General features: G+C 67.6%; 23 protein-coding genes, 1 tRNA gene and 5 pseudogenes. 9 read left to right on the top strand and 20 right to left on the bottom strand.

Features of this window, described 5'->3' with window-relative positions; all coding sequences use genetic code 11:
- Positions 1 to 14: 14 nt before the first annotated feature.
- Together ACODNG_RS14050 and ACODNG_RS14045 are read left to right on the top strand one after the other, a co-directional pair.
- Positions 15 to 89: transfer RNA gene (locus ACODNG_RS14050), tRNA-Arg, on the top strand.
- 405 nt (positions 90 to 494) lie between these two features.
- Positions 495 to 2,159: an SIR2 family protein gene (locus tag ACODNG_RS14045; protein ID WP_434521806.1), complete on the top strand. Its 1,665-nt coding sequence runs from the start codon at positions 495 to 497 to the stop codon at positions 2,157 to 2,159.
- A gap of 29 nt (positions 2,160 to 2,188) precedes the next feature.
- Here ACODNG_RS14045 and moaA read toward each other — a convergent pair.
- The 7 genes and pseudogenes from moaA to ACODNG_RS14010 all read right to left on the bottom strand — a co-directional run bounded on the left by moaA (position 2,189) and on the right by ACODNG_RS14010 (position 8,772).
- Positions 2,189 to 3,194: pseudogene (gene moaA / locus ACODNG_RS14040) on the bottom strand (GTP 3',8-cyclase MoaA).
- A gap of 134 nt (positions 3,195 to 3,328) precedes the next feature.
- On the bottom strand, positions 3,329 to 4,096 hold the full coding sequence (locus tag ACODNG_RS14035) for an MBL fold metallo-hydrolase (protein WP_434521805.1): 768 nt from the start codon (positions 4,094 to 4,096) through the stop codon (positions 3,329 to 3,331).
- Between the two features lie 109 nt (positions 4,097 to 4,205).
- A complete protein-coding gene (locus ACODNG_RS14030) occupies positions 4,206 to 4,631 on the bottom strand; it encodes a universal stress protein (RefSeq protein WP_434521804.1) in 426 nt (141 codons plus the stop codon).
- Between the two features lie 61 nt (positions 4,632 to 4,692).
- On the bottom strand, positions 4,693 to 5,250 hold the full coding sequence (locus tag ACODNG_RS14025; protein ID WP_434521803.1) for a hypothetical protein: 558 nt from the start codon (positions 5,248 to 5,250) through the stop codon (positions 4,693 to 4,695).
- A gap of 197 nt (positions 5,251 to 5,447) precedes the next feature.
- Positions 5,448 to 6,341 carry a bisanhydrobacterioruberin hydratase gene (gene cruF, locus ACODNG_RS14020; protein WP_434521802.1) on the bottom strand — a complete coding sequence of 298 codons (894 nt, stop codon included), beginning with the start codon at positions 6,339 to 6,341 and terminating at the stop codon, positions 5,448 to 5,450.
- A complete protein-coding gene (locus ACODNG_RS14015) occupies positions 6,338 to 7,273 on the bottom strand; it encodes a prenyltransferase (protein ID WP_434521801.1) in 936 nt (311 codons plus the stop codon). The genes cruF and ACODNG_RS14015 overlap by 4 nt, the downstream gene beginning before the upstream one ends.
- Positions 7,270 to 8,772 (bottom strand): phytoene desaturase family protein, encoded by a 1,503-nt coding sequence (locus tag ACODNG_RS14010; protein WP_434521800.1) that lies wholly within the window; start codon positions 8,770 to 8,772, stop codon positions 7,270 to 7,272. Before ACODNG_RS14010 ends, ACODNG_RS14015 begins: the two co-directional genes overlap by 4 nt.
- A gap of 167 nt (positions 8,773 to 8,939) precedes the next feature.
- Here ACODNG_RS14010 and ACODNG_RS14005 point away from each other — a divergent pair, with 167 nt between their 5' ends.
- The gene (locus ACODNG_RS14005) at positions 8,940 to 9,692 is read left to right on the top strand and encodes an SDR family oxidoreductase (protein ID WP_434521799.1); all 753 of its coding nucleotides are present in this window, start codon (positions 8,940 to 8,942) and stop codon (positions 9,690 to 9,692) included.
- Positions 9,693 to 9,767: 75 nt separating this feature from the next.
- On the opposite strand, the gene thiM is transcribed toward ACODNG_RS14005, so the two are convergent.
- Both thiM and thiE read right to left on the bottom strand, forming a co-directional pair.
- Complete coding sequence (gene thiM / locus ACODNG_RS14000; RefSeq protein ID WP_434521798.1) at positions 9,768 to 10,631, bottom strand: hydroxyethylthiazole kinase; 864 nt, start codon at positions 10,629 to 10,631, stop codon at positions 9,768 to 9,770.
- Complete coding sequence (thiE, locus tag ACODNG_RS13995) at positions 10,624 to 11,259, bottom strand: thiamine phosphate synthase (RefSeq protein WP_434521797.1); 636 nt, start codon at positions 11,257 to 11,259, stop codon at positions 10,624 to 10,626. Before thiE ends, thiM begins: the two co-directional genes overlap by 8 nt.
- A 164-nt stretch (positions 11,260 to 11,423) precedes the next feature.
- On the opposite strand from thiE, the gene ACODNG_RS13990 reads away from it, so the two are divergent.
- Entirely contained in the window at positions 11,424 to 11,618 is a 195-nt protein-coding gene (locus ACODNG_RS13990) for a hypothetical protein (RefSeq protein WP_434523116.1), read from the top strand.
- Between the two features lie 60 nt (positions 11,619 to 11,678).
- Here the strand turns inward: ACODNG_RS13990 and ACODNG_RS13985 are convergent, their stop codons facing one another.
- The 8 genes and pseudogenes from ACODNG_RS13985 to ACODNG_RS13950 form a co-directional block, all read right to left on the bottom strand.
- On the bottom strand, positions 11,679 to 12,497 hold the full coding sequence (locus tag ACODNG_RS13985) for a mechanosensitive ion channel family protein (RefSeq protein ID WP_434521796.1): 819 nt from the start codon (positions 12,495 to 12,497) through the stop codon (positions 11,679 to 11,681).
- Positions 12,498 to 12,672: 175 nt separating this feature from the next.
- Positions 12,673 to 13,835 (bottom strand): annotated as a pseudogene (gene cofG, locus ACODNG_RS13980) (7,8-didemethyl-8-hydroxy-5-deazariboflavin synthase subunit CofG).
- Positions 13,836 to 13,992: 157 nt separating this feature from the next.
- Positions 13,993 to 14,721, bottom strand: a complete 729-nt coding sequence (locus ACODNG_RS13975; RefSeq protein WP_434521795.1) for a DUF6498-containing protein — start codon at positions 14,719 to 14,721, stop codon at positions 13,993 to 13,995.
- A gap of 76 nt (positions 14,722 to 14,797) precedes the next feature.
- Entirely contained in the window at positions 14,798 to 15,457 is a 660-nt protein-coding gene (gene cofC / locus ACODNG_RS13970) for a 2-phospho-L-lactate guanylyltransferase (protein WP_434521794.1), read from the bottom strand.
- A gap of 18 nt (positions 15,458 to 15,475) precedes the next feature.
- A pseudogene (locus ACODNG_RS13965) lies at positions 15,476 to 16,653 on the bottom strand (tubulin/FtsZ family protein).
- 114 nt (positions 16,654 to 16,767) lie between these two features.
- Positions 16,768 to 17,663: pseudogene (locus tag ACODNG_RS13960) on the bottom strand (complex I NDUFA9 subunit family protein).
- 98 nt (positions 17,664 to 17,761) lie between these two features.
- Positions 17,762 to 18,625, bottom strand: coding sequence for a universal stress protein (locus tag ACODNG_RS13955; protein ID WP_434521793.1), 864 nt, complete (start codon positions 18,623 to 18,625; stop codon positions 17,762 to 17,764).
- Positions 18,626 to 18,699: 74 nt separating this feature from the next.
- Positions 18,700 to 20,094, bottom strand: coding sequence for a hemolysin family protein (locus ACODNG_RS13950; protein ID WP_434521792.1), 1,395 nt, complete (start codon positions 20,092 to 20,094; stop codon positions 18,700 to 18,702).
- 166 nt (positions 20,095 to 20,260) lie between these two features.
- Between ACODNG_RS13950 and tmk the strand changes: the two genes are divergently transcribed.
- Positions 20,261 to 20,854: a dTMP kinase gene (gene tmk / locus ACODNG_RS13945; RefSeq protein ID WP_434521791.1), complete on the top strand. Its 594-nt coding sequence runs from the start codon at positions 20,261 to 20,263 to the stop codon at positions 20,852 to 20,854.
- 18 nt (positions 20,855 to 20,872) lie between these two features.
- On the opposite strand, the gene ACODNG_RS13940 is transcribed toward tmk, so the two are convergent.
- Together ACODNG_RS13940 and ACODNG_RS13935 are read right to left on the bottom strand one after the other, a co-directional pair.
- Entirely contained in the window at positions 20,873 to 21,196 is a 324-nt protein-coding gene (locus tag ACODNG_RS13940) for a hypothetical protein (protein ID WP_209544415.1), read from the bottom strand.
- A 39-nt stretch (positions 21,197 to 21,235) separates the two neighbouring features.
- On the bottom strand, positions 21,236 to 21,832 hold the full coding sequence (locus ACODNG_RS13935; protein ID WP_434521790.1) for a DUF5813 family protein: 597 nt from the start codon (positions 21,830 to 21,832) through the stop codon (positions 21,236 to 21,238).
- A gap of 153 nt (positions 21,833 to 21,985) precedes the next feature.
- Between ACODNG_RS13935 and ACODNG_RS13930 the strand changes: the two are divergent.
- A pseudogene (locus tag ACODNG_RS13930) lies at positions 21,986 to 23,298 on the top strand (carboxylate--amine ligase).
- 48 nt (positions 23,299 to 23,346) lie between these two features.
- On the top strand, positions 23,347 to 24,177 hold the full coding sequence (gene pyrF / locus ACODNG_RS13925) for an orotidine-5'-phosphate decarboxylase (RefSeq protein ID WP_434521789.1): 831 nt from the start codon (positions 23,347 to 23,349) through the stop codon (positions 24,175 to 24,177).
- A 30-nt stretch (positions 24,178 to 24,207) separates the two neighbouring features.
- Here pyrF and ACODNG_RS13920 read toward each other — a convergent pair whose 3' ends face one another.
- Positions 24,208 to 24,348, bottom strand: a complete 141-nt coding sequence (locus tag ACODNG_RS13920) for a hypothetical protein (protein WP_434521788.1) — start codon at positions 24,346 to 24,348, stop codon at positions 24,208 to 24,210.
- 50 nt (positions 24,349 to 24,398) lie between these two features.
- On the opposite strand from ACODNG_RS13920, the gene trmY reads away from it, so the two are divergent.
- On the top strand, positions 24,399 to 25,013 hold the full coding sequence (trmY, locus tag ACODNG_RS13915; RefSeq protein WP_434521787.1) for a tRNA (pseudouridine(54)-N(1))-methyltransferase TrmY: 615 nt from the start codon (positions 24,399 to 24,401) through the stop codon (positions 25,011 to 25,013).
- 11 nt (positions 25,014 to 25,024) lie between these two features.
- Positions 25,025 to 25,432 carry a CHY zinc finger protein gene (locus ACODNG_RS13910; protein WP_434521786.1) on the top strand — a complete coding sequence of 136 codons (408 nt, stop codon included), beginning with the start codon at positions 25,025 to 25,027 and terminating at the stop codon, positions 25,430 to 25,432.
- Positions 25,433 to 25,940: the final 508 nt, after the last annotated feature.

Here is a 25,940-nt window from a genome sequence, read left to right as displayed (position 1 = left end):
TCAGGGACGAATGAGGGCACGTAGCTCAGCCCGGATAGAGCGTCGGACTTCTAATCCGACGGTCGTGGGTTCGAATCCCACCGTGCCCGCTATCTGCGAGTGAAGCGAGCAGTAGCGGCACAGGGATTCGAATCCTATCAGTTGCACGCAGCGAGCGAAGCGAGCGAGCACGTCTGATTTTGGTTCGAATCTCACCGTTCCGTGGGGGTCTTTCACTACCACAGTGTTTCTCCGTTTACTTCGCTTACAGCTTACCCACGGTAACAATTCACTCTGGCCGCTTATGTAGGTCTCTCCAGATTTTCATTATCGGAGAGGCGAAGCTAGTGGGAAAATCGTTTTGAACCATAATACCGTAGCTATGAACGCTTAATACAAATTTTTATGAAATTATATCCGCACTGTTCATAGGGTTAGTACCTACGATAGATTCACAGAGATTTTTGTTTCCATACATACTATTTAGTATTTGGACATATTTTAACAAAAATACTATGACAGATCCAGATTCCCTGGGGCCTATAAAAACAGTTGAAGACGTATCATTATCAATTGAAAGATGTAAGGGAAATTATTCTTTTTTACTTGGTGCAGGAACATCAGCTGCTGCTGGAATTGATACTGCTACTAGCCTGATTGAACGTTGGAGAGATAAAGAGTATAATAGAAAAAACCCGGAAAAAGATAAAAAAGAATGGGTATCTGAAAAGGAGTCGCAAATAGAGGATCATCAAAATACATATGGATATTGGTTTGAGCAGCGTTACACGACTCGTGAGGAAAGGCGGTTATTTATTAGAGAGTTAGTTGCAGATGCGGACCCTACTTTTGAGCACATTGTAATATCGTCATTAATGAGAGAAGGCCATGTCCCAATAACTTTGACACCAAACTTTAATGATTTAGTATATGACGCGTTTTATTTGTACTTAGAAGAGAGACCGTTCTTAATAGATCATAACGCTTTGGCACCACAATTTAAGATCACTTCGGATGAGCCGATGCTTGTCAAATTACATGGAGATTATTTGTACGATAATTTAAAAAATACAAGCCAAGAAACTACAAACCTTGAAGAAAATATACAAGATGTTTTAACCACTACAATGAACGAATATGGATTGATTGTACTTGGCTATTCTGGTCGAGATGATTCGATTATGAATGTTCTAAATTCAGAAGATATTGAAATCCCTGACCCTGGTTTGTATTGGTGTACTACCGATATTGACAATCTGTCAGATGAAGCTGAAGAGTTGCTGAAAAAGAAAAACACATTTGTTGTTGAGATTGACTCATCATTAGATTTCTTTTATGAATTATATGAAAATATAGAGGAATTGAACATACCGACACCTGTTGATATACGTGAAAGAGCAAGTCAGCGGGCAGATAGCTTGGAAGATGGTATCATAAATGTCGGAGGTGTCGAGATTCTAGCGCTTGCGCGGGAATATAATCGACGAAACGAATATGAGAATGCTATTGAACTGCTTGATCAAGGTATAGAAAATGATGGCGATAATAAGTCGTTAATAAAATTACGAGGGTGGACACACAATGAGAAGAACCAGTTTAAGGATGCATTTGATGATTATACTACAATAATAGACATGTATAAAGAAGAGAGAGAGGAAAGTACTGACCCGGACAGAATCCGGGAAATAAATCAAAATATATTGAAAATGAAAAATAAGATAGGAATCACGTACTCAAGAAAAGGAGATTATAGCGAAGCAGTAGACATATTTGAGGATATAGTCGGAGAAACTGACGAGGTCAGCTATCTGCTGAATTACTCGGAAGCATTAATCTTATCTGGAAATTTCAAAGATGGAATAGAAGTTGCGGATGAATATACAGAAGATTCTGCTGATACAGACATAAAACCAAGCGCACTATTGCTGACAATCATTGGGAAAATTCTATCCGAAGAAGATTATAAAATAGAAGAAGAAAAGTTGAAAGAATTAAGAGAATCAGGTATCCCACCGACCTGGAACTTCAACGAAATCCGGTCATACTTAGAAGAGAACGACATAGAATCAGAGAAAGTAAAGAAAATTGAGAAAATAATTGAGATTTATGAAGAAGGAAGTAAGAATTTCACACCATCTTTTGATACGCCCGTAGATTTAGATACAGTTCAAAATGAATGATTTATATTTGAATTTATATAAACAGGTTATTAGTCCGCGGCGCTCGGCGCCCCGAGGTACTTCTCGTTCAGTTCGTACTCGCCGTCATCCCCCTCGACTAGGTACTCGCCGTAGTAGGGCACGCGGTTCGCCACCACTTCCTCGAACGTCTCTGCGATCTCCTCGCGGGTCATCTCGCCCATCGAGCGGAGGTCGTCGTTGCGGTTGAGACAGCCTTTTAAATAGCCCTCGTGGGTGACGCGGACGCGACCGCAGTTGGCGCAGAACTCCTCGTTCTCGACGGGGTCGACGATCTCGACCATGCCGCCCGTCTCGTCGTCGCTGTCCTCGCCGACGAAGTAGCGCTTCCGGTCGTGCGATCTCGCGGTGTTCGACGCGGTCCGCCTCCTCCGCGAGCCAGTCGTGGACGCGCCCGATGTCGACGTTCCACTCGGGCTTGCCGGTCAGCTCCGGCATGTACTGGATGAGCTGGAGCTGAAGCCCCTCGTTGTCGGCGACGTAGTCGACCATCTCCTCGACGTAGCCCGCAGTGTGCGTGAACACGACCATGTTGAGCTTCACGGGGTCGAGTCCGGCGTCGACGGCGGCCTTCACGCCTTCGAGGACCTTCTCGTAGGCGCCCGATTTGGTCACCTCCGCGAAGTCGTCCGGGTCGAGCGCGTCCTGCGAGACGTTGACGCGGTCGAGTCCGGCGGCCTTCAGGTCCGCGGCGCGTCCGGGGAGGAAGGTGCCGTTGGTCGTCATCGAGACCTCCATCGAATCGGGCGTGCGCTCGATAATCTCCTCCAGATCCTGTCGGAGCATCGGCTCACCGCCGGTGAACTTCACGGCGTCGACGCCGTACCCCTCGACGACCTCCAGGAAGCGGACCACGTCGTCCGCGCTCATCTCCGACTCGCTCGGCTCCATCGGCCCGCGCGTATCGCCTAACCCCTCGTTGTGACAGTAGACGCAGTCGAAGTTACAGCGATCGGTGAGCGAGATCCGAACCCCCGTCACCTGCCGTCCGAAGTCGTCCGCGAGTGGGCCGGCCATACCGGATCGGAGCGACTACGCGCGCTTAAGTATCCGGGTCATTCGTGTGGGTGCGTAACACCCAGCGGTTACGTCGCGCCCGCGACGCGGCCGATCGCCGGTTACGATTCCGACGGCGAAACGCGCCGTCGACCTCACAGCGACAGCCGAAGCCCGTCGGTCGCGGTCCGCACCTCGCCGTCGAAGCCCGCCTCGCGGACCCCCTGTTCCATCTCGCGCTCGCGGCCGCCGGTGTGCGGGTAGAGGTGCGAGAGCAGGAGCGTCCCGATCTCGGCGCCCGCGAGCGACTCACCGAGGCTCGTCGGCCGCGGGTGGTTGGACACGTCCACGTCGTCCGGGAACGAACAGTCGTGGACCAAGATATCGGCCCCGTCCGCGAACCGCGCCATCCCCGCGAACGCCTCGGTGTCGCCCGAGAGCGCGAGCGGTCCCTCGGCCGCCGGCGCGTCCGAACTCGGCGGCGAGAAGCGATAGGCGAACCCGTCCATCGAGTGGCGCGTCTCGCGAGCCGCCACGTCGAACCCGCCGGCGGTGAACGAGCGCGACGCCGACACCTCGCGAATCGCCAGATCGATCCGTCCGTCGAGGTAGTCGTGAACGTCGAGCAGGCCGTCGACGAGCGACTTCGTGCCAGCGGGACCGACGACTTCGAGGTGTTCCTCGCCGGCGAGCCAGCGCGCCTTCAGGAGCGGGAGAAGCGCCGCGACGTGGTCGAGGTGGTGGTGGGTCAACAGGACCGTCGAGACGCCCTCGTACCCGGTGTCCGTCCCGGCGAGTCGCTGGAGGACGCCGCTGCCGCAGTCGACGAGCAGCGACCGGTCGCCGTCGTCGAGGAGGTACCCGGCCTGTGCGCGGTCGGGGACCGGCATCGCGCTGCCGGATCCGAGCACGGTGAGTTCCATGGCGACGTGTCGCGTCCGGATCCACCTAACTGACTCGGACGACCCGGCGGCGACGACCTCGTCCCCGGAGGGCGCGAGCGGTCCCTCGGCCGCCGGCTTCCGCCGGTTGCTACTTGATCAGGAACACCGGCACCGACGCGTCGTCGGCGACGCGGTCGGAGACGCTCCCGAGCGACCGGATCCGCTCGCGCGGGGACTTCCCCTCGGGACTCATCACGATCACGTCGATTCCGGCCTCGTCGGCGTACGCGACGATCTCGGTGTCGGGCGTGCCGTGCGCGATGTGCGTCTCGGCGTCGAGACCGGCCTCGGCGGCCGCGTCGGCGACGGCGTCGACGGCGGTCTCTCCCTGCGATTCGAGGTCCTCGACGACCTCGTCGTGGAGGTCGCCGGAGTTGGCGGTCGCGATCCGTTGGTCGACGACGTACAGCGCGTGGAGCGTCGCGTCGTGGTCGCTGGCGAGTCGGACCGCGTGGTCGAGCGCGCGGTCGACCGCCTCGCTCCCGTCGGTCGGCACCAGGATCTCGTCGTACATGCCTCGTCGTTCGCCCGGCCGCGGCTTAACGGTGGGGCCTCGGGACCGAACTCTGAAAACGCTACTCCCCGCGCCAGCGGCCGCCGATCTCCTCGCGACGCATGCTGTCCGCCTCGCCGTCGCGGAAGACGCTGACGCGCCCGGTCTCCTCGCTCAGCGTCACCGTCGCGACGACCTCCGGGCGGACGGAGGTCTCGATCGCGCTCATGTGGCGCGATCCCATCCACGGCTCGTAGCTCACGTCGTCGACGAGGTCGGTCTCCTCGTCGCGGGTGCCGAGGTCGCGGAACCGGACCATCTGGGACTCTATCTCGCCGTCGACCGCGACGACGACGCCGCCGTCCTGCGCGACGCTCACCGACTCGGCGGCGGTCGCAAACGCGTCCTCTTCAAAGACGGACGGACAGTCGTCGCGCGGCCAGCGGTTGTCGCCCATCGGGTCGGCGTACACGCCGTAGTCGCTGTCGCCGATGACGGCGAAGTACAGCCCCGGTCCCTTCACGTGCGGCTCCTCCCACCCGTCGAAGGAGACGCTGACGTGCTCGGCGCAGTAGGTCAGCCGGTCGACGACCTCGCACACCCGCTCGTGGTCGCCGTAGTCGATGGCGAGGTCACTCATCGTCCCCGATCCCCCCAGCCCGGTCGTCCGCTGCGATTGCCGCCGTCGGTCACGACCGAAAGAACGAGACCCCGGTATATAAGCGCAGCCGAGTCGGGCGGGAGTTCACGCCCGCGGCCGCAAACGTCCGCGGCCGCGACCCTCACGCCCCCGGTCGCTCTCCCCGAGCGCCCGCGCCCGCGCTCCCCGAGCGCTCGCTATCGCCGCCACTCGGTGAACAGCCGCGTGTCGAACCGGTCGGCGCGAACGAGTCCGACGCCGAATGCGGCCGCGACCGCCGCGGGCAGGAGGTTGCCGAACCAGACATTAATCGACCCCCAGAGGATCACGAAGCTCACCATGTCGTCGAGCATGAACTCGCAGTCGCGGAGGCGCTCGCGGATCCCCGCGGCCGCGAACGCGCGGTCGAGCGTAACGACCGCGACCACGGCCGACAGCACCCAGCCGGCGTAGTTCGAGAGGGGAACGCCGTAGAACGCGCCGCCGCCGAAGTCCCAGAAGCCGAGCGACACCGCACCTGGGTCCAACACGACGTCCATCGCGACGACGACCGGGATCACCGTCGCCAGCCGGACCCACACGCTGTCGGCTCGCGGCCCGAGCAGCAGCAGGCACAGCAGGTAGGCGTTCACCACGAGCGGGATGAAGAAGACCGGGAGCGCGACCGGCACGCCCCCGAGCATCGGCCCGAGGTCGACCGTGTACGCGAACTCCCCGTACGGCCACCCGGTCGCGACGCCGACCGACTCGATCAGGTACGTGTACGCGGTCAAGGCGCCGATCCAGCCGACCGCGCGGCGGTCGAGCGTCGGCAGCACGCCGACGACGAGCGGCGATCGCATCACGATCACGCCGAACAGCACGAACCACGGGTGGAACGCGAACGGCTCCGGCACCCAGCCCTCGGCGCTGCCGACGAGCGCGATAGCCCCCACGAGCGGGAAGACGACCGCGATGGTGAAGCGGTTCTCGCGGACGATTCGGTCGAGCAGCGCCTCCGCCTCGCGGCGCGTGTCCGGCGCGCGCTCGCGGAGCGCGTCGAGGCGTGACCCCGTCGTCGCGGCCGCGGCGCCGCCGTCACCGTCGGTCACGGCAGCGCCTCCCAGAGCGGGTACACCCGCCAGAGACCGCCCATCGACAGCAGCGTGCCGACGACGGTGTTCAGCGCCGGGAACCACCAGTACGCGCGGTCGACCGAAATCGACGAGCGCGCGACCCACGCGACGAAGATCGGGTACACCCCGAGCAGCGCGCCGAGGCGGGCGTCCACCAGCCAGAACGCGGCGGCCGCGGCGGTCCACGCCGCGAAGCAGTAGCCGTACGTCCGCCCCTCGCCCAGCACCGTCGCGGTCGTGTCGATCCCCGCCGCCCGGTCCGGCTCGATGTCCGGGATCGCGGAGAACGTGTGCATTCCCATCGTCCAGAGCCACGCCCCGGCGAGCGCCGCGAGCGGCGGGTGCGTCCCCGCGACCGTCGCGTACGCCGCCGCGCCCGGCAGGGCGTACAGCCCGTTCGACAGCGAGTCGAGGAACGGCGTCGTCTTGAACCGGAGCGGCGGCGCGCTGTAGCCGACCGCCAAGAGGAGGAACCCGAGCAGGTACGGCCACGCGACCCGGGGCGTGATCGCGAGCGTCGCCAGCCCCAGCGCGCCGGAGGCGACGACCGCGGCGACCACCGGCCTGCTCCCCCGCCAGCGCGCCTCGCGGCCCTCCTTCTTCGGGTTCAGCTCGTCGATGTCGGCGTCGAACACGTCGTTGACGCCGTAGAGGAACACGTTGGCGGGGACGAGGAAGTAGCACGCGAGCGCGACCGTGACGGGCGTGAACAACCCGCTCACGGCGTCGATCCCGTAGGTGACGCCGACCGCGACCGGGCCGGCGAGGTAGAGCCAGAAGCGCGGCCGCGACAACACCAGCAGGTACCGGAGCCCCTCGCTCCCGGCGGATCGGTTCTGTCCCTCCTCGGCGGGTCGAGGGCCCTCGTCGCCGGCGGATCGGTTCTGGTCGCTCACGGCGGGGATCACACGTCGTCGTCGGCCATCGCTTCCGCGGTCAGCCCCCCGCTGATGAGACACATCGGGACGCCGATGCCGGGCGTCGTCGTCGACCCCGTGAAGTAGAGCCCGTCGACCGCGTCCGAGACGTGCGGCGGGCGGAGCAGCGACGTCTGCGTGAGCGTGTGCGCTAAGCCGAGCGCGCTGCCCGCGTAGCTGTTGTACCGGTCCGCGAAGTCGTCGATCGAGAACGTCTCCTCGACGACGATCCGGCCGCGGAGGTCGGTGTCGGTGTTCTCGGCGATGTCGTCGATCACGAGGTCGCGGTACCGGTTCCGGATCTCCGGGATGTCGGCCAGTCCGGGCGCGACGGGCACCAGCGCGAAGAGGTTGCTGTGCCCCTCCGGCGCCACGCTGTCGTCGGTCTTCGAGGGGACACAGAGGTAGTAAGCGGGGTCGTCGGGCCACTCGGGGTCGTCGAAGATCTGCTCGAAGTGCCCGTCCCAGTCGGTCGGGAGGACGAGCGTGTGGTGTTCGAGGTTCGGCACGTCGCCCTCGACGCCGAGGTACAGCAGGAACGCGGAGGGGGCGTACGTCCGCGACTCCCAGTACTCCTCGGTGTACTGCCGCTTTCGCTCGGGCAGCAGCTCCTGTTCGGTGTGCGCGTAGTCGGCGTCGGAGACCACTCGGTCGGCGAGGTAGCGCTCGCCGTTCTCGGTGTCGACCGCGAAGGCGCCGTACCGGCCCTCGATGCCCGTCACCTCGGCGTCCGTGACGAACTCGACGCCGAGCTCCTCGGCGAGCTCGACGATGCCGTCGACGACGGCGCCGATCCCGCCGTCCGGGTAGTAGACGCCCATGTTGTAGTCGACGTGGCTCATCAGGTTGTACAGCGCGGGCGTGTTCGTCGGCGAGCCGCCGAGGAACACGAGCGTGTACTGCATCAGCTGCTGGAGCTTCGGGTGGTCGAAGTACTCCTCGACGTGCCCCTGCATCTTCCCGAGCAGGGAGAGGCCCCACGAGTAGCGCAACACGTCCTTGTCGACGTAGTCGCGCAGCCGCGGGCGGTCCTCGTACACGAAGTGTTCCATCCCGATCTCGTAGGTGCGCTTCGACTCCTCCAAGTACGCGTCGAACGCCTCGCCAGCGCCCGGTTCGTACGACTCGAATAGCTCCCTGTTCGCCTCGCGGTCCGGCAGCACGTCGACCTTGTCCCCGTCCTTCCAGAACACGCGGTAGTGGGGGTCGAGCCGCTCCAGCTCGTAGAACTCGTCGGGCGAGCGGCCGAAGTGGCCGAAGAACCGCTCGAACACGTCCGGCATCAGGTACCACGACGGTCCCATGTCGAAGCGGAAGCCGTCGACTTCGAGCCGGCTGGCGCGGCCGCCGAGCTGCTCGTTTTTCTCCAACAGGGTGACGTCCGCGCCGGCGTCCGCGAGGTAACAGGCCGTCGAGAGACCGCCGAATCCGCCGCCGATCACGACGACGGACTCGCCGGCGACGCCGTCGGTGTCCGGGACCACGTCCATGTCCAATCCTACGGACGGCTCCGGTATAAATCCGGTCGGACGCGCCGGGACGAGCGCCTCGTCGTCCCGCGGAGGCGGCGAGTCACGGACCTCGCTGAGACGGTGAGTCGCCCGCCCTCGCGCCGAGTGGATACCACTAAGTCGCCGACGCGCGTACCCGATTCCATATGGATCTGACGGTCGCGATCACCGGGGCAACGAGCGGGGTCGGGCGAGCCGTCGCCGAGGCGTTCGTCGACGAGGGGGCGTTCGTCGCCGTCTCCGGGCGCGATGGCGCGGCCGTCGATCGGACCGTCGCGACGCTGAACGGCGAGGGGGACGACGCGGAAGACGGGAGCGAAGCCCCGAAGGAAGCCGATGGCGACGGCGACGAGCGCGGCACCGCCTGGGGTGACCGCGTCGACGTGCGCGACGAGTTCGACCTCGAACGCTTCTTCGAGCGCGTCGCCCGCGAGTCAGGCCCGGTCGACGTCGTGTTCGCGAACGCCGGCGTGTTCCACGGCGCGCCGGGCGAGCAACCGACGACCGAGGTCACGTACGCCGACTACGACGACACGATGCGGACGAACGCGCGCGGCGTGTTCGCCACGATCACGGAGGCCGTCCCGCACCTGGCCGACGACGCGCGCGTCCTCGTCCCGTCGGGCGCCGTCGCGGCCGAGTCGAAGCCCGGCATGGGCGCGTACGCGGTCTCGAAGGCGGCCGCCGAGGCGGTCGCGCGCGGCTTCGCGGCCGACCTCGACGCGACCGTCGGCGTCGTCGACCCCGGTCTCGTCGCCACCGACCTCACCGGGAAGGAGCGCGCCCGCGACCCCGAGAGCGTCGCGCCGCTGTTCCTCTGGGCCGCCACCGAGGCGCCGGCCGACGACGTAAACGGCGAGCGGGTCGGCCTGCGGGAGTGGAAGTCGGCGACGCGATAAGACGGACCGGGCGCCGGCGTCCGCTCGGCGACGCCGGTCTCGAACCCGCACTCACCGCCGCCCGCAGCCCCGCATTCAGATCGGCGTCACGCGGTCGCCGACGTCGATGTCCGGTGGGTCGGTCGCCGTCGACGCCACCGCGTCCATGAACGCGGTCCGGTAGCTGGCCGGGCCGGCCGGCGCCGCCTCGGCCGCGCGCTCTCCGGCCAGCCCGTACGCGGTCGTCGCGACGAGGGCAGCCTCGGTTGCCGTGTCGACCGCTCCGTCCGCGCGGGAGACCAGCGCGCTCATCGTCCCGAGCGTGCTCGCGAGCATACAGCCCGAGCCGACGAACGTACCCATGCGCTCGTGGCCGACCGCGACCTCGTACGCGCTGCCGTCCGGATTGGCGACGACGTCGACGGCGCCGGACGCGACGACGGCGGCGCCGGTCTCGGCCGCCAGCGCCTCGGCGGCGGCCGCGGCGCCGGACTCCTCGCCGACGGACTCGACGCCCCGCACCGTTGCCTCCTCGCCCGCGAGACCCCGGATCTCCCCGGCGTTCCCCTTGATAACGTCGAACGCGACCGCGTCGAGGAGCCGTCCGACCGACGCAACGCGGTGCGGCGTCGCGCCGTAGCCGACCGGATCGAGGACGACCGGGACGCCGGCCTCGTTCGCTCGCTCGCCCGCGTCGACCATCGCGTCGACGTCCGGACGGCTCGCCGTCCCGGTGTTTATCACGACGGCGTCGGCACCGGCCGCCATGTCGCCCGCCTCGGCCGGCGCGTCGGCCATCACCGGAAGCCCGCCCCAGTGGAGGGTGACGTTCGCCGTCTCGCTGGTGGTCACGTCGTTCGTGAGGTGGTGAACGAGCGGGGACGCCTCGTCGACCGCGGTCAGCGTCCGGCGGAGGCGCTCGGCGTCGAACCCCGCCAGCGGGTCGCGACCGTCAGACATCCGCGACCGCCTCCCCGAGTTCCGCCGTCGCCGACTCCGGGTCCGCCGCGGCCGTGATCGCGGACAGCGCCGCCACGCCGGTCGCGCCCGCGTCGACGACGGGCGCCGCGTTGCTCGCGTCGATGCCGCCGATCCCGATCACCGGAACCTCGACCGCGTCCGCGACCGCGGCGACCCGCTCGGTGCCGACCCCGTTCCGGTCGCCGGAAACGTCCTTCGAGTCGGTGCCGTAGACGGCGCCGACGCCGAGGTAGTCCGCGCCCGCGTCCTCGGCCACTCGCGCCTGTTCGACCGTCGAGGCCGAGACGCCGACGACGGCGTCCTCGCCCAGTTGCTCGCGGGCGACCGCGACCGGGAGGTCGGACTGCCCGAGGTGGACCCCGTCGGCGTCTATCGCCGCGGCGATGTCGACCCGGTCGTTCACGAGCAGCGGCACGCCCGCCTCCGCGGTCAGTTCGCGGAGCCGAAGCCCCGTCTCGTAGCGCTCGCGGGCGGTCTGCGCTTTGTCGCGGAGTTGGACGACGTCGACGCCGCCGTCGAGCGCGGCCGCGACGACTTCCGGGGTCGTTCGCCCCGCGGAGCAGCTCGCCGCCGTCACGAGGTACGTCTGCCACTTGCTGATATTCACGTGTGGTATAGGGCAGTAGTTCGATGAAAACGGTTGCGCTTCGGGACCGATTCACCGAGACGGCCCCGTCAAACCGACCGTGAGGCTCACAGAGTAACAAGGAGAAAGCCCACGACTTCAGTCGTGGGTCACTGACATCGTACACACTCCAAGCGCTAAGTGCGTTGGCTCACGTTGTACACAAAATAGGCAGCGACAAGAAGCGAGTCCAGTTCCGGGCGCCGCACCGACTCGTCGATCGGGCCGACGCGCTCTCGACCGCCGACGCGACGACGGTCCTCAACGCGGTCAGTGACGCTCGAAGCTGGGACGCGAACAGCTACGTCCAGCGGGCTCGATCCCTGCTCGAACGGAGCTGACGCCGACGTCGAGGAAGCGGTCGGATAGAGGCTGCGGACGGCTGCGGGCGCCGCAGCGGTCTACTCGGCTGCGGCGACCTCTTCGATCACTTCGACGCTCCCGGTGAGCTGCCGGTGGACGTACGGCATGTCGATGCCGGCGTCGTCGAACGCCTCCTTGACGGCGGTGACGTACTCGGAGCGCACCCGGACGAAGTCGCCGCGGTCGGGGTCGGCGATCCACCAGCGCGACTGAAGCCCGACGGCGGAGTCGCCGAGTTCGACGAGTCGGACCGAGACGCCCGGGTCGTCGAGGATCTCCTCGTGCGCCTCGGCCTTCTCGACGATGATGTCGGTCGCCTCCTCGATGTCGTCGTCGTAGCCGATCCCGAAGACGAACTTCTGGCGGAGCGTGTCGTAGGCGACGGGGTTCGTCACCGCGTTGTTCGCGAGGTCCCCGTTCGGCACGGTGACCAGCTCGTTGTCGAACGTCCGGACCCGCGAGACTCGGAGGTCAATATCCTCGACGCGGCCGGCGTTGTCGTTCCACTCGATCCAGTCGCCGACCTCGAACGGTTTGTCCTTGAGGATGAACACGCCGGCGACGAAGTTGCCGAGGAGGTCCTGCGCCGCGAAGCCGACGGCGAGCGCGATGGCGCCGCCGAACACCGCGAACGCCGAGAGGAAGCTGCCGTAGCCGGCCACGGCGAAGCCGATCGCGATTGCCGCCACCCAGACGACGGCGTTGAGGACGTTCGTGCCGAGGCTCAACACGGCCTCGTCGAACCCGCGCGACCTGACGACCCGCCGAAGCCCGGGAATCAGGACGAGCTTTCCGAGCAACAACACGGCGACGAAGCCGGCGACGAACTGGAGCGCCGTCCTCGCGATCGCCGCCACGTTGACCGCGTTCGCGATCGCGTCGAGCTGTAAGGGGTGCGATCACGCCATTGTTCGGGAGACTATATAAAGAAGCTACTGGCACCGCGGTTGTTTACGTCCGGTTCGGCGGCGGAGTCGGCGGGTCGCCGGGACCCGCCGGTGGCTCCGGACCGCGAGCGAGGGGACCCGCGCGTCAGTCGCTTCGAACCGCGAGCGGCCCGTCGCCCCGGGCGACCGCGCGCAGCCGCCGGCCGTGAACGTCGTCCGCGGCGATCCGCTCTCGGACCGCGGCCGGAATCCACGCCTCGCGGTCGGCGGGGTCGGGCGCGGGATCGACGCCCGCGGGCCGAAGGTCGCCCGGGAGGTACCGGGCGTACGTCGGGAGCCGCTCGCGGAGCGGCACGCCGCCGGCGTCCGCCACGGCTTCGAGTTCGCGGAGGTCGGGCCACTCGTACGCGGGATTGATGTAGTCGTCCGTCACCGGCGAGACGCCGCCGAGGTCGTCGATCCCGCAGTCGACGAGGTCGGCGGCCGGCGAGAGGTTCGGCGGCACCTGAACCGACACTTCCGACGGCAGCGCCGCGCGGGCCATCGCCACGACCCGGCGCATCGTGTCGCGGTCTGGCTTCGGGAAGTCGGAGCGCTCGTTGGGGACGACGTTCTGGACGATCACCTCCTGGACGTGGCCGTGACGCTCGTGGAGCTCGCGGATCGCGAGCAGGCTCTCGGCGCGGTCGCGCCAGCCCTCGCCGATCCCGACGAGGATTCCGGTCGTGAACGGGACGCCCTGTCGCCCGGCCGCGCGGATCGTGTTGAGCCGCTGGCCGGGGTCTTCCGGTGGCCGCCCGAGTGCGCGTCGACGTCGGCGGTCGTCTCCAGCATGACGCCCATCGACGCGTTCACCTCGCGGAGGTCGGCGAACTGCGCCTCGGTGAGGTCGCCCGGGTTCGAGTGGGGGAGCAGCCCCTCCTCCAAGGCGATCTCGCAGGCCCGGTAGAGGTACTCGTGGATCGAGTCGAACCCCCACTCGTCGAGCGTCTCGTGGACCTCGGTGTACCGCTCGTCGGGGTCGTCGCCGAAGGTAAAAAGCGCCTCCGTACAGCCCGCGTCGGCGCCGACGCGGCACTGCTCGCGCACCTCCTCGGGCGACAGGAGCGACGCCTCGCCGGGGACGTCGTAGTAGGTACAGTACGTACAGGTGTAGCGGCACGCCGTGGTGAGCGGAATGAAGACGTTGCGCGCGAAGGTGAGCCGATCGGCGGCGTCGACGTCGGCCGGGCGAACCGAGAGCAGCCGCTCGACCGCGTCCTCGTCGACCGTGACGTCGACCCCGTACTCGTCGGCTCCGGCGAACACGGGCGCTACTCGCGGTCGGCGTTCAAAAAGGATCGCGGTTGCGGATCCCCGGTGACACCGTATCCGGTTACGTCCCGGGAAGAAGGTGAGACCGATCGCTCTCGTTTCGCCGGAGCCGATCGGACGGCCTCGCGCGATCGAGACCGTCCGTCGGCTTTCAGTACGACAGACCCATCTCGAACCGGTCGTTCCGCAGCCAGACGCTCGCGGCGCCGATGGGGACGACGTACATCAGCAGGATGAGCGTGTCCCCGTACGGAAGCGCTGACGTCGACTCCACGTCGAGCAAGAGGATCATCGTGAACCCGTACACGACGGTGATCGGTGCGATCACGTACAACGCGACAACGAGCAGTCGGCCGACGGGGCGGAGGGCGACTTCGAGTGCGTCCGCTGGCGACCGGTCTCGGTACGACCCGTCGCGGAGGAACTGACGCCAGACCTGCGCCGCCTGCGACCCGCAGACGGCGACTACTGTCAAGACGACCGGGAGCGAGGACAGCGAGGAGAGTCTTAAGTCGAACATCGACACCGCGGCCCAAGCGAAAAAACAGAAGAAGCCGGCACCGTTGAACAGCTGCCTGACGACCAGTCGGACGTTTCGCCTGTACAGCGGCGGGAGAAGAGGGAACTCGATCGGATTCGGCGCTTCCCGCCACTTGTCGGCCTCACCGTCGTCGATCGGCCGTGCCGCGAACAGCGCCGCGGTCGCGAACAGAAGAACGGTGACCCCGATATCGATCAGGTAGACGAGTATCAGCTCGTCGATGCTCCACCGGAAGAAGACGATACCGACGACGAGACAGAGATGCGTAACGAGCACCGAGAGTTCGTCTCGGGGGACACCGAGCGTGTCCGCGACCGCGTCTTCTGCCCGTCTCGACATGCGTTCTGGCGCTTAGTAAGAACTTCAGTCACTTGTCAATATCGGCACGGAACGGCAGTCACGAGCGAACTGTCGATCACTTCCGGACGGCCGCCACCCGACCGCCGGACGCGTCGAGCGCGAAGCCGGCCTCGCGGAGCCACGCCGCCGACCGTCCCTCCCCGTGGATCAGCACCTCCGCGAGGTCCGCCGGCTCGTCGACGTCGGTCCCGAGTCGCTGGGAGTCGACCGCCGCGAACGCCGCGCCGATCTCGGCCGCGATCTCGCGGTGGTCGAGGTACGAGGCGCCGTGGTAGTCGACCCGGAACTCCGGGTGGGAAGTGACGAACGCGTTCGTGCCGCCGCCGCGGCCCGGCGCCATCGCGACGTCCGCGTCGCGGCCGGCCGCGAAGAGCCGGTCGAGCGCCGCCGGGGTCGCGAGCGCGAGGTCTGCCATCACGACGGCGACCGGTTCGGCCGGTCCGTCGGTCTCGGCGTCGTCCTCACCGTCGGCTCCCAGCCGTGCGTCCAGCGCCGCGTTCACGGCCTCCGTCAGCGGGCGGTCGTCGACGGTGGCCGGGTGATCGACGTCGACCGCGTCGGTCGCGAGGACCCGTGGGTCGCCGCCGGCTGCGGCAACGGTCTCTAACACGTCGTCGAGCATCGCCCGCGCGAACTCGCTTCGCTCGTCGGGCGAGAGGACGTCCGAGAGTCGCGACTTCGGGCGGCCGGTCGAAAAGGGGACGATGACCTCCATCGCGGGCGACGGCGGCCCTTAGAACAGGGATTCCAGCTCGTCGCTGTCGTCGCTGACGAGCTCGTCGAGGTTCTCGTCGCTCTCCTCGCGGATCTCGTCGAGGTTGTCCTGCGCCTCGATGGCGACCTGCTGGAGCTCCTTGATCCGCGGGACGTTCGTGACGCCCGCGAGCAGGATGACCGTCGCGACGAAGCCGGCGCCGCGGTACGGGTAGTCGCCGCCGCGGACCTCCATCGAGCCGGTCTGCTCTTCGAGCCACTTCCGCCCGCGCTCGATGCCCTTCCGGTTGAGGTACTCCGGCGGCCCGGCGAGCACGAGCAGCGCGCGCTCCGCGCCCTCGATCTCGCAGGGGAGCGTGAGCCGGCCGAGCGCCGCCTTGCGGACGAGGCTGGTGATCCGGTTGGTGGTGTGCGCGCTGTCGAGCTCCTCGTCGTCGCCGTCGTCGCGCAGCCGCGAGAGCAGGCCGCCCGAGGAGCGCTCCTCGACCTCCTCCTCCGCGTAGCCGACCGTGGAGACGCCGCCGCCGGAGAGCGTGTTGATGATCTCCGAGGAGTCGACGACGCTCTCGGCGACCTCCTGACCCTGCTGGATCTCGCCGGCGCCGAAGAGGATGCCGAACCGCCGGACGATCTCCTCGTTGATCTCCTCGTAGCCGCCCTGGACGGACTCGCCCGTCTTCCGCCAGGCGTCGTTGTCGAACACCATCAGGTTGTCCACCTCGCGGACGAACGTCTGGAACGAGCGGGCCGCGTTGAGGGTGTAGATACCGCCCTCGTCGCTGCCCGGCAGGATTCCCAGCCCGTAGACGGGCTCGGTGTAGATCCGCTTGAGGTGTTTCGCGAGCACCGGCGCGCCGCCGGAGCCGGTCCCGCCGCCGAGACCGGCGACGACGAGGAACGCGTCGACCTCGTGGACCGGGATCGAGTCGATCGCGCCCTGGACCTCGTCGATGTCCTCCTCGGCGATCTCAGCGCCCAGTTCGTTGTCCGCGCCGACACCGTGGCCCTTCACGCGCGACTGGCCGATGAGGACGCGCTGGTCCTCGGCGATGTGTTCGAGCCCCATCAGGTCCGCCTTCGCCGTGTTGACGGCCGCCGCGGCTCGAACGATCTCGGAGCCCGTCCGCTTGTCGTACTCCAAGAACTTGTCGACGACTTTACCCCCGCCTGTCCGAATCCGATCATTGCGAGTTTCATCGTGTGCTCCCTCCGCGTTTGAAATGAACAGAACGTGATCTCGTATATAAGCCTTCGGTTGCCGTTACCAGCGTTGAGATTAGGGTAGTTGACACGTTCGGTCCCCCAGTCATCTCATCGGATCTCCAGATGCTCGCCGAGCGTGGTCAGTTCCGCCGGGTCGACGCCGAACGCGCCGACGTCGTTGTCGGCGGTCGTGTTGTCGAACTTCAGCGAACGATACTGGTCCGCACCCATCGGGAACCCGGGGACGGCGCCGAGAACGGAGAGTCCGATCTTCGCGAGCGGCATGGGCAGCGGGACGATTGTGACGCCCTTCTGCTCGGCCTCGTAGACGAGGTCCGTCACCTGTCGGAGCGTGAGTACCTCCGGGCCGCCGACCTCGTAGGTCTCGCCGGCGTGCTCCTCGTCGGTCACCGCGGCGGCGATCATCGGCACCAGATCCTCGACATGGATCGGCTGGAACCGCGTCTTCCGCCCCCGGGTAGCGGGTACAGCGGGAGCCCCGGCGCGAACATCCCCTTGAGCCGCTTGGTGAACGAGACGAACTCGCCGCCCTCGCCGAAGACGACCGACGGGCGGAAGATCGTCCAGTCGAGACCGCTCTCGCGGACGATCTCTTCCGCCTCGCCCTTCGCGCGGATGTAGGCGGTGTCGCCGTTCGGGTCCGCGCCGAGCGCGCTCAACTGGACGAAGCCGTCGACGCCGCCGTCCTCGGCCGCGCGGACGAGGTTCTCGGTCCCGCCGCGGTGGATCCGGTCGTCCATGCGATTGCCGCCGTCCGGTTCGAACAGCGGCGAGAGCGCGACCAGGTTCACGACCGCGTCGTGCCCCTCGACCACCGACTCGATGGAGTCGTAGTCGGTCACGTCGCCGGTGACGCCCGTCACGCCCTCCGGCGTCTCCTCGGGCGAACGGGAGAGCGCGGTCACCGCGTGGCCGTCGTCGGCGAGCGCGCGACAGAGGTACGACCCGATGAAGCCGGTTCCGCCGGCTACCAACACTTTCATGCGATCTACGTGGCGTGGAAGCCCCGTAAACCTACCGCGCTGTCAGACGCTCGGGCGGCGGTCCCGGCGTCGGTCGGCGTCGAACCGGAACGGGCAGGTCACTCCTCGTCCGACGCCGGAACCGTCAGCACCGGCACGGGCGCGCTTCGGAGGGTGCGCTCGGCGACGCTCCCGAGCAGGTACCGCCCCACCCCCGTCCGGCCGTGCGTCCCCATCGCCACGAGGTCGACGCCGGGGTCGTCGACGTACGCCCGGATCCCGCGCGCGGCCGATGAGGCGGTCTCGACGGCGCCCACCGCCTCCAGCCCGGCAGCCTCGACGCGGTCGACGCCCTCGGCGACCGCGTCGTCGGCGTATTCGGTGAGGGCATCCTCCTCGACGTAGTCGCCGATGCCGAGTCCACCCGTACTGACGACCGAGAGGACGTGGACCGTCGCGCCCGCGCGCTCCGCGATCGGAATCGCTCGGTCGAGCGCGGCAGTCGCCGCCGGGCTCCCGTCGGTCGGGACCAGTACGTCCTCGTACGGGTACGCGGTCTCCTCGTCACCCGGGCGAAGCGCCAACACCGGAACGGGCGACTGCCTGACGACGCGCTCGGTGGTGCTGCCGACGAGGTGCTCGACGCCCTGCCGCCCCCGCGTCGACATCGCGACGAGGTCCGCGTCGACCTCGTCGGCGTACGCGGCGACCGTCTCCGGAACGCCGCCCTGCCGGACCGCCGTCTCCGCGTCGACGCCGCGCTCCGCGGCGCGGACCGCCGCGTCCTCGACGATCGATTCGCCCTCGCGTTCGAGCACGTCCACCACGTCGCCGCCAATCCGGGTCACGCTGTCGCGGGTCGTGTCCGCGACGTGGAGGAGGTGAACCGTGGCTCCGTGGTCGGCGGCGACCGACAGGATGTGCTCGAAGGCCGCCGCGGCCGCGTCGCTGCCGTCGGTGGGGACGCAGATTCGGTCGAACATACCTGCTCGGTCACGGCCGCGGGTGAAAAACGCTCGCGTCGGTACCGCCCTCTGCGCGTCGCCGCGACGCTCGGTTACGTCGCGCCGTCGCCCGACTCGGCTTCGTCGCCCGACTCGGCGCCGTCAGCCGATCCGTCTCCGCCACCTCCCGAGCCGGTCTCCCGCTCGCGCCGCGTGACGCGCACCGTCGAGATGCGCGCGCCGTCGACCGCGGTGACCTCGAAGGCGAACGCGTCGGTCTCGGCGACGTCGCCGACCTCGGGAGAGCGCCCGAGACGGTCGAGGACGAACCCGCCGAGGGTCTCGTAGCCGTCACCGCTGAGGTCGGTGCCGAGCGCGTCGTTGACGGCGGCGAGCGGAACGGAACCGTCGGCCTCGTGCGTCCGGTCTCCGGTCCGCCGGATGGTGTGACGGCGCTCGGCGGCGTCGAACTCGTCGCGGAGGTCGCCGACGAGCGCCTCGGCGACGTCCTCGACGGTCGCGATCCCCTCGAACGCGCCCCACTCGTCGATGACCGCGGCCATCTGCCGGCGCTCGTCGCGAAACTGGACGAGGAGGTCGCTCGCGCTCGTCGTCTCCGGGACGACGAGTATCTCCCGCGCGAGGTCGGCCGCGGTGGCGTCGTCGTCCGCTTCCGTCGCGCGCAGCACGTCTTTCACGTCCACGAAGCCGACGACGCGGTCGGCGTCGTCGCCGTCGACGACCGGGTACCGGGTGTGGCCGGCGTCGAGGACCGTCTCGCGGATCGCCGCCAGCGACGCGTCGGCGGGCAGCGAGACCACGTCCGGTCGGGGGACCATCAGCTCGCGGGCCGCGGTGTCGTCCAGCTCGAAGACCCCCTCGATCATCGCGACCTCGGACTCGTCGACGTGACCGGCCTCGCCGGCCCGCGCCAGCACGCGCCGGATCTCGCGCTCCTCGAGCGTCTCGTCGCTCTCCGAGGCCGGGGGGATCCCGATCAGGCTCGTGAAGGCGTTCGCGGTGCCGTTGAACACCGCGATGCCGGGCGCAAAGAGGAGGTACGAGAGCTTCATCGGCGGCGCGAGGAGAAGCGAGATCCGCTCCGCCTGCGCGATGGCGATCGTCTTCGGCGCCAGTTCGCCGAAGACGACGTGGAGGAACGTGATGAAGGAGAACCCGATCGCGAACGCGACCAGGTGTACCAGCCCCTGCGGCAGGAGCGGGCCGAGGACCGGTTCGATGAGCGCCGCGACCGCCGGCTCGCCGATCCACCCGAGTCCGAGCGACGCGAGCGTGATCCCGAGCTGGGTCGCCGCGAGGTAGTCGTCGAGGTTGGTCATCACCTCCTGGAGCGTCTCCGCGCCCGCCTTCCCCTCCTCGACCAGCTGGTCGACCGAGGTAGCACGGATCCGGACGAACGCGAACTCCGAGGCGACGAAGAAACCGTTCAGGACGACCAACACCAGCGCGGCCGCCACGCGCGAGAGCGAGACGGCGATCTCTACCATTCGGTCCCTCCGGGCGCGTGAGCGACTGCTGAGTCGGCGACCATGCCGGCCGTTCGGGGAGGGGTCACTAAAAATGGGGGTCGCGCGCGAACCCCGCTCTACGGGAGAGCCGAACGGCGCCGCCGCGACCCGGGTCGTTTATTCCTCGCGGCGGCGGAACGCGACCATGCTGATCACGCTGGAGGGGCTCGACGGCAGCGGCAAGACGACGGTCTGGGAGGCGCTCCACGACGTGTACCCCGACGCGACGTTCACTCGCGAGCCCACCGACAGCTGGTACGGCGATGCGGTATACCGGTCGCTCTCCGACCCGGACGCCGACCCGCTCGCGGAGCTGTTCTTGTACACCGCCGACCACGCGAACCACCTCTCGGAGACGGTGGAACCGGCGCTGGCCGACGGCGACCTAGTGATCTCCGACCGCTACTCGGACTCGCGGTTCGCCTACCAGGGGGCGACGCTCGCGCGCGCCGACGTCGACATCGAGCGGCCCTTGGAGTACGTCCGGGGCGTCCACGCCGCGTTCTCGCGCCCGCCGGACGCGACGATCTACCTCGATCTGGACCCGAAGACAGCGGCCGAGCGCGCCGGCCGGACCGACAAGTTCGAGCGCGACGGCTATCTGGCGGCGGTGGGCGAGAACTACGAGCGCCTGATCGACGCCGACCCCGGGCGATTCCACCGCGTCGACGCGACGCGGTCGCCCGAGGACGTGATCGCTCGGGTCGAGGCGATCGTCGCCGACCTCGTCGAGCGCTGACCCGCTCGGGACTCCTCGTCAGCGCGTGTCCGGCAGTTCGTACTCCTCGGGCGACGGGACGTAGAGGTAGTCGATCGCGACCCCGAGCGCCAGCGGGAGCCCGACCAGAAGCGCCAGCAGAATGGTCGAACTCCCGACGTCGATCCCGGTCCCCACGCCGAGCGCCCCCGTGAACACGAGCGTCGAGACGAACAACAGCAGGGGAGTCAAGACGATCGTGTACACGACGGATCCCCACGACGTCGAGAGCTGAATCCGGAAGAACCGGGTCGCGACCCCGGCGAGGAACGTGTGGAACGCGACCAAGGCGAGGAGGCTGCCGAACCCGAACAGCGCGAGCATGGGCGTCGTACGGGCCGCCGACACTTCCCGCTATCGGCCTCAGACGGCCCCGTCGTTCCCGTGCCGCCGCGCGGCCGAGAGCAGGTCGGAGACCGGCTCCGTGTACTCGTAGCCGGGAATCACGCCCTGAACGTACGTCCCCTCGACGAAGTCGATCAGCGCGCCCGCGTCGTCGACGCCGCGTCGCTCGTTGCTATCCGCGAGCGCGTAGGTGACCGCGATCTCGTCGCCCTCGCTCTCGACGACGGGGTCGAACTCCCGCTCGGTGCGGGTGACGCCGCCGACATCGACGACGCGGCGCTCGAACGTGTCGGCCCAGCCGTCCTCGACCACGTCGGCGACCTCGCCGGCTGTGACCGCGGAGAGGGCCGGGACCCGAACGGTGACGGTGAATCGGATCTGCCGCTCGTCCGCCGGTTCGGCGCGAACGGTTCCGTCGAACGCGGTCGTCGTCGAGACCCACCCGTCGCCGTCGCGCTCGAAGGAGCCGTGGTCCGCGAACGCCCGACGGACTTGGTCGGGGAGTTCGTCAGCGGAGCCGTCGCCGGCGGAATCGCCGTCGGTCGAGTCGGCGCCGTCGACGCGCTCGGCGTCCGCTTCGGCGTCGTCCGTTTCGGCGTCGTCTGTTTCGGTCATACCGATCCGGAGGCGGCGCGCCCTGAAAAGCCGCTCGCGTCGGCCGCGCGAGCCGCGGGCCGGGATGCCGAGGCGGGGCGTATCGCCTCACCGATACGGGCACTCTCGGCCGGTACGTCGGACCCTTTTGTGCGTCGACCGACGAGGAGTGGTATGGCAGACACGTTCCGGTCCACGGAGGGACTGATCGACGCGCTCGCGGACGCCGACTTCGACCGACCGCCGGCGCTCGTCAGCAACGCGCACATCACCGGACTCGGCGTCGCTCGCGCGCTCGACGCCCACGACGTGCCCGTGATCGCGCTCGACCGCGCGGGCGGCGACGCCGACGACGGAGGAGCCGAGACCGGGACCATCACCCACGACGGGCTGGCGCCGCCCTCGGACGCGGTCGACTACGCCGGGGCGGTGACGTACCCGCTCGACGACCTCGACGGGTTCCGCGAGGACGTGGAGGCGATCGTCGAGGCGGCGGGCACCGAGGCGGTCGCGTTCGGCTGTATGGACGAGTGGGCGCTGTCGTACGCCGAGGCCGACCCCGACGGGGTCCGGCTCCCCTTCGCCGGCAGCGACACGCTCGACGACGTGTTGAACAAGTCGGAGCTGTACGCGACCTGCGAGCGGCTCGGCGTCCCCTACCCGGAGACGTACCGGCTGGCGGAGACCGCTGAGTCGGGGACCCGCGAGGCAGACGCCACGGTCGACGAGGCCGCCGACGCGCTCGGCTTCCCGCTCGTGGTGAAGCCCGAACTCAAGCGCGACTTCGAGGAGGCGTTCGGCACCAACGTGATCGAGGTCGCGGACCGCGGGGAGTTCGAGGACGTCGTCGCGGCCGCGAGCGACGAGGGCGTCGCCGTGATGGCCCAGAAGCGCGTCGACATCGCGACGGGGCGGGACCACTCGCTGGCCTCCTACGTCCCCCGTCCGGGCGCGACGACGCGCTCGCGGTGGTCGGCAACGCCGCGGTGCGGTACCCCCGAAACTTCGGCACGTCCTGTCTCGTGGAGACGGCGGACGAGCCGGCCATCGAGGAGCGCGCGCTCGCCGTCCTCGACGACGCGGGCTACCACGGGATCAGCGAGTCGGAGTACGTCTACGACGAGGACCGCGAGGAGTTCCTGCTGCTCGACGTCAACACCCGGCCGTGGAAGTGGATCTCGATGCCGGTCGCTGCGGGCGCGAACCTCCCGATGGCGGCGTACGCCGCGGTCACGGACGCGAGCTACGAGTCGGACGGCGTCGAGCCGACGCGGTGGGTGTACCTCCGCGACTACCTCTCGCTGCTCGCGGGCGACGAGACGTTCTGGGACCAGCTGTCGGCGGCCGACTGGCGCCGGCTCGTCTCCGGTGAGTTCGAGCGCGACGGGAACCTGACGACCGGCGTGTACCGCCCCTCGGACCCGGGACCGGCGGCGAAGCTGTTCGAGACAGAGTTCGTCGACCGCGAGTACTACTGCTCCTGTTAATCGACTTCGGAACACAACGTTTAGCGCGCCCGCCGACGCAGGGCGCGTATGGGCTTCTTCGAGACGCTCGCGGACCGGATCGACGCGGTCGACAGCGTCGTCTCGGTCGGGCTCGACCCCGACCCGAGCCGGCTCCCCGAGACCGTGACCGACGCCGACCTCCCGCGGTGGGCGTTCAACCGCCGGATCATCGACGCGACCCACGAGCACGCCGCCTGCTACAAGCCGAACGCCGCCTTCTACGAGGACCCCGACGGCTGGCGCGCGCTCCGCGAGACCGCCGCGTACGCCGAGGGGAAGGGCGTCCCCGTCCTGCTCGACGCGAAGCGCGGCGACATTGGGAACACGGCGCGGCAGTACGCCGAGGCGCTCGACCACGTCGACGCGATCACGGTGAACCCGTACCTCGGGCGCGACTCGCTCCAGCCGTTCCTCGACCGCGCGGACAAGGGCGTGTTCGCGCTCTGTCGCACCTCGAACCCGGGCGGCGCCGACCTCCAAGACCTCGAACTCGCCTCCGGCGAACCCCTCTACGAGCGCGTCGCGGCGCTCGCGGACACCTGGAACGCGAACGACAACGTCGGGCTGGTCGTGGGCGCGACCGCGCCCGAGGAGCTGGCCGAGGTCCGCGAGATCGTCCCCGAGATCCCGTTCCTCGTGCCCGGCGTCGGCGCGCAGGGGGGCGACGCCGAGGCCGCGGTCGAACACGGGCTCGCCGCCTGGCCGGACCTCCCGGTCGACGTCGGCCTCGTGAACTCCTCGCGCGGGATCATCTTCGCCGGCGAGGAGTCGAGCCGCCCCGACGACGAGGCGACGTACTTCGGCGCCGCGGGCGACGCGGCGAAGCGGCTCAAGAAGCGGCTGAACCGGCATCGGTGACGCCGGCGGTTCCCGCGACGCGCCCGCACCTCACCCGCGCCCGGCGGCGCAGCCGGAACAGGCGCGAGCCGTCTCGTCCCAGTGGTCGTCGCAGACGGCGCGCCCGCAGCGGTCGCAGGTGTGGGTCGCGCTCGCCACCTCGCAGACCTGGCAGAGTCCGGTGAGGCTCACGCCGGCCGTTGGGTCGCACGCCTTATGAGCGTCGGGGGCGACCGCCGGATATGCGCCAGTTCGTCGTCCTCGGCCGCGACGTGCCCACCGACCCCGACGCGATCTCGCTGTCGGACATTCCGGGGGCCGGGCGGCTCGACCTCCTCTGTCGGTGCGTGAGCGCGGGCGTCTTCCTCTCGCACGGCATCCGCGAGTCGGTCCGGGTCCACCTCGCGATCGCCGACGAGTTCACCGTCACCTTCGATTCCGACACGCTCCGCCACCTCCACCCCGACGAGCGCAACGTGGCTGCGCGGGTCCGCGACGCGCTCGCCGCGAAAGACGACGCCATCGGCCACATGCCCGCGGAGGTCTCGCCCGGTGTCGAACTCCGCCGGATGGGTCTCGACGCGACGCTCGACCGCCTCCTCGGCGACGACGGTCGCGGCCCCGACGGGACGCTCGTCCAGCTCCACGAGGAGGGCGACCCGCTCGTCGACGCCGAGCCGCCGACGGACCCCGTGTTCGTGCTCTCGGACCACCACGACTTCGCCGACTCGGAGGCCGAAGCGATCGCCGACCGCGCCGAGCAACGGCTCCGCGTCGGTCCCGAACTGCTCCACGCCGACCACACGGTCACCGTGGTCCACAACTGGCTCGACACCGACGGCTACGCCAGCTACTGACCGCGAAACCGATGCCGACTGAACCCTCCCACCGCGAGACGACGACCGCCCCCGACACGGATCCGCGCTTCGAGGTCCCGCTGCGCGGAATCTCCGTCGACCCCGAGACGCGCTGCGCGCACTGGGACGACCCCGTCGACGTGGTCGCGCTCCGGTTCGGCTGCTGTGAGACGTACTACCCCTGCGACGCCTGTCACGACGCGGCCGCCGACCACGAGGCGGTCCCGTGGCCCCGCGAGCGCTTCGACGAGCCGGCGGTGCTGTGTGGCGCCTGCCGAACGACCCTCACCGCGCGGACGTACTTGGACAGTGATGACTCCTGTCCGGCGTGCGGCGCGCCGTTCAACCCCGGCTGCCGCAAGCACCTCGACCGGTACTTCGAGGTTAGGGAATCGGGCAACGGAGACGACGATTTATAAATAACGACGCGGTGCGGTGGCGCGTGCCGACGAGCGCCCGACAGGGCGCGAGTCGTACGCGCGAGGGACGCGGCGACCGTAGGGAGCCGCGAGGCTGGGGAGGTGTGAGGCTGCGGTGCTGTGCGGGGTGGGACTCAAAGGGGCAGCCGCGAGGGCGAAGCACGGCGTAGCAAGCACCGCAGCGAGTGAGCGGAGCGAACGAGCGAGGAGCACAGCAAGCCGCGCGAGTCCTCGCGGCTGGGGCTTTGACGGTGTTCTCCGCAGGAACGTCGTATAGCCGAGCGGCTGGGGCTTTGACGGTGTTCTCCGCAGGAACGTCGTATAGCCGAGCGGCTGGGGCTTTGACGGTGTTCTCCGCAGGAACGTCGTATAGCCGAGCGGCTGGGGCTTTGGAGGCGTCAGTAGTCGACGCCGACTCGTGGAAAATCCGATCGGCACTAGCCCCCACGTCGTAGCGATCGCCCCCCTTTCGGAAGGATTAAAAGAACGAGCGGCCTTCTATCGAGTG

Origin of the sequence: Halorubrum sp. AS12 (genome assembly GCF_051122765.1) — an archaeon.
Lineage (GTDB): Archaea > Halobacteriota > Halobacteria > Halobacteriales > Haloferacaceae > Halorubrum > Halorubrum trapanicum.
This window is presented reverse-complemented; position numbering and strand designations above follow the sequence as displayed.

Coding starts and splice junctions, on each gene's coding strand:
- ACODNG_RS14045 (WP_434521806.1), top strand. CDS start 495: ATGACAGATCCAGATTCCCTGGGGCCTATAAAAACAGTTGAAGACGTA.
- ACODNG_RS14035 (WP_434521805.1), bottom strand. CDS start 4,096: ATGGAACTCACCGTGCTCGGATCCGGCAGCGCGATGCCGGTCCCCGAC.
- ACODNG_RS14030 (WP_434521804.1), bottom strand. CDS start 4,631: ATGTACGACGAGATCCTGGTGCCGACCGACGGGAGCGAGGCGGTCGAC.
- ACODNG_RS14025 (WP_434521803.1), bottom strand. CDS start 5,250: ATGAGTGACCTCGCCATCGACTACGGCGACCACGAGCGGGTGTGCGAG.
- ACODNG_RS14010 (WP_434521800.1), bottom strand. CDS start 8,772: ATGGACGTGGTCCCGGACACCGACGGCGTCGCCGGCGAGTCCGTCGTC.
- ACODNG_RS14005 (WP_434521799.1), top strand. CDS start 8,940: ATGGATCTGACGGTCGCGATCACCGGGGCAACGAGCGGGGTCGGGCGA.
- thiM (WP_434521798.1), bottom strand. CDS start 10,631: ATGTCTGACGGTCGCGACCCGCTGGCGGGGTTCGACGCCGAGCGCCTC.
- ACODNG_RS13975 (WP_434521795.1), bottom strand. CDS start 14,721: ATGTCGAGACGGGCAGAAGACGCGGTCGCGGACACGCTCGGTGTCCCC.
- cofC (WP_434521794.1), bottom strand. CDS start 15,457: ATGGAGGTCATCGTCCCCTTTTCGACCGGCCGCCCGAAGTCGCGACTC.
- ACODNG_RS13955 (WP_434521793.1), bottom strand. CDS start 18,625: ATGTTCGACCGAATCTGCGTCCCCACCGACGGCAGCGACGCGGCCGCG.
- ACODNG_RS13950 (WP_434521792.1), bottom strand. CDS start 20,094: ATGGTAGAGATCGCCGTCTCGCTCTCGCGCGTGGCGGCCGCGCTGGTG.
- tmk (WP_434521791.1), top strand. CDS start 20,261: ATGCTGATCACGCTGGAGGGGCTCGACGGCAGCGGCAAGACGACGGTC.
- ACODNG_RS13940 (WP_209544415.1), bottom strand. CDS start 21,196: ATGCTCGCGCTGTTCGGGTTCGGCAGCCTCCTCGCCTTGGTCGCGTTC.
- ACODNG_RS13935 (WP_434521790.1), bottom strand. CDS start 21,832: ATGACCGAAACAGACGACGCCGAAACGGACGACGCCGAAGCGGACGCC.
- pyrF (WP_434521789.1), top strand. CDS start 23,347: ATGGGCTTCTTCGAGACGCTCGCGGACCGGATCGACGCGGTCGACAGC.
- trmY (WP_434521787.1), top strand. CDS start 24,399: ATGCGCCAGTTCGTCGTCCTCGGCCGCGACGTGCCCACCGACCCCGAC.
- ACODNG_RS13910 (WP_434521786.1), top strand. CDS start 25,025: ATGCCGACTGAACCCTCCCACCGCGAGACGACGACCGCCCCCGACACG.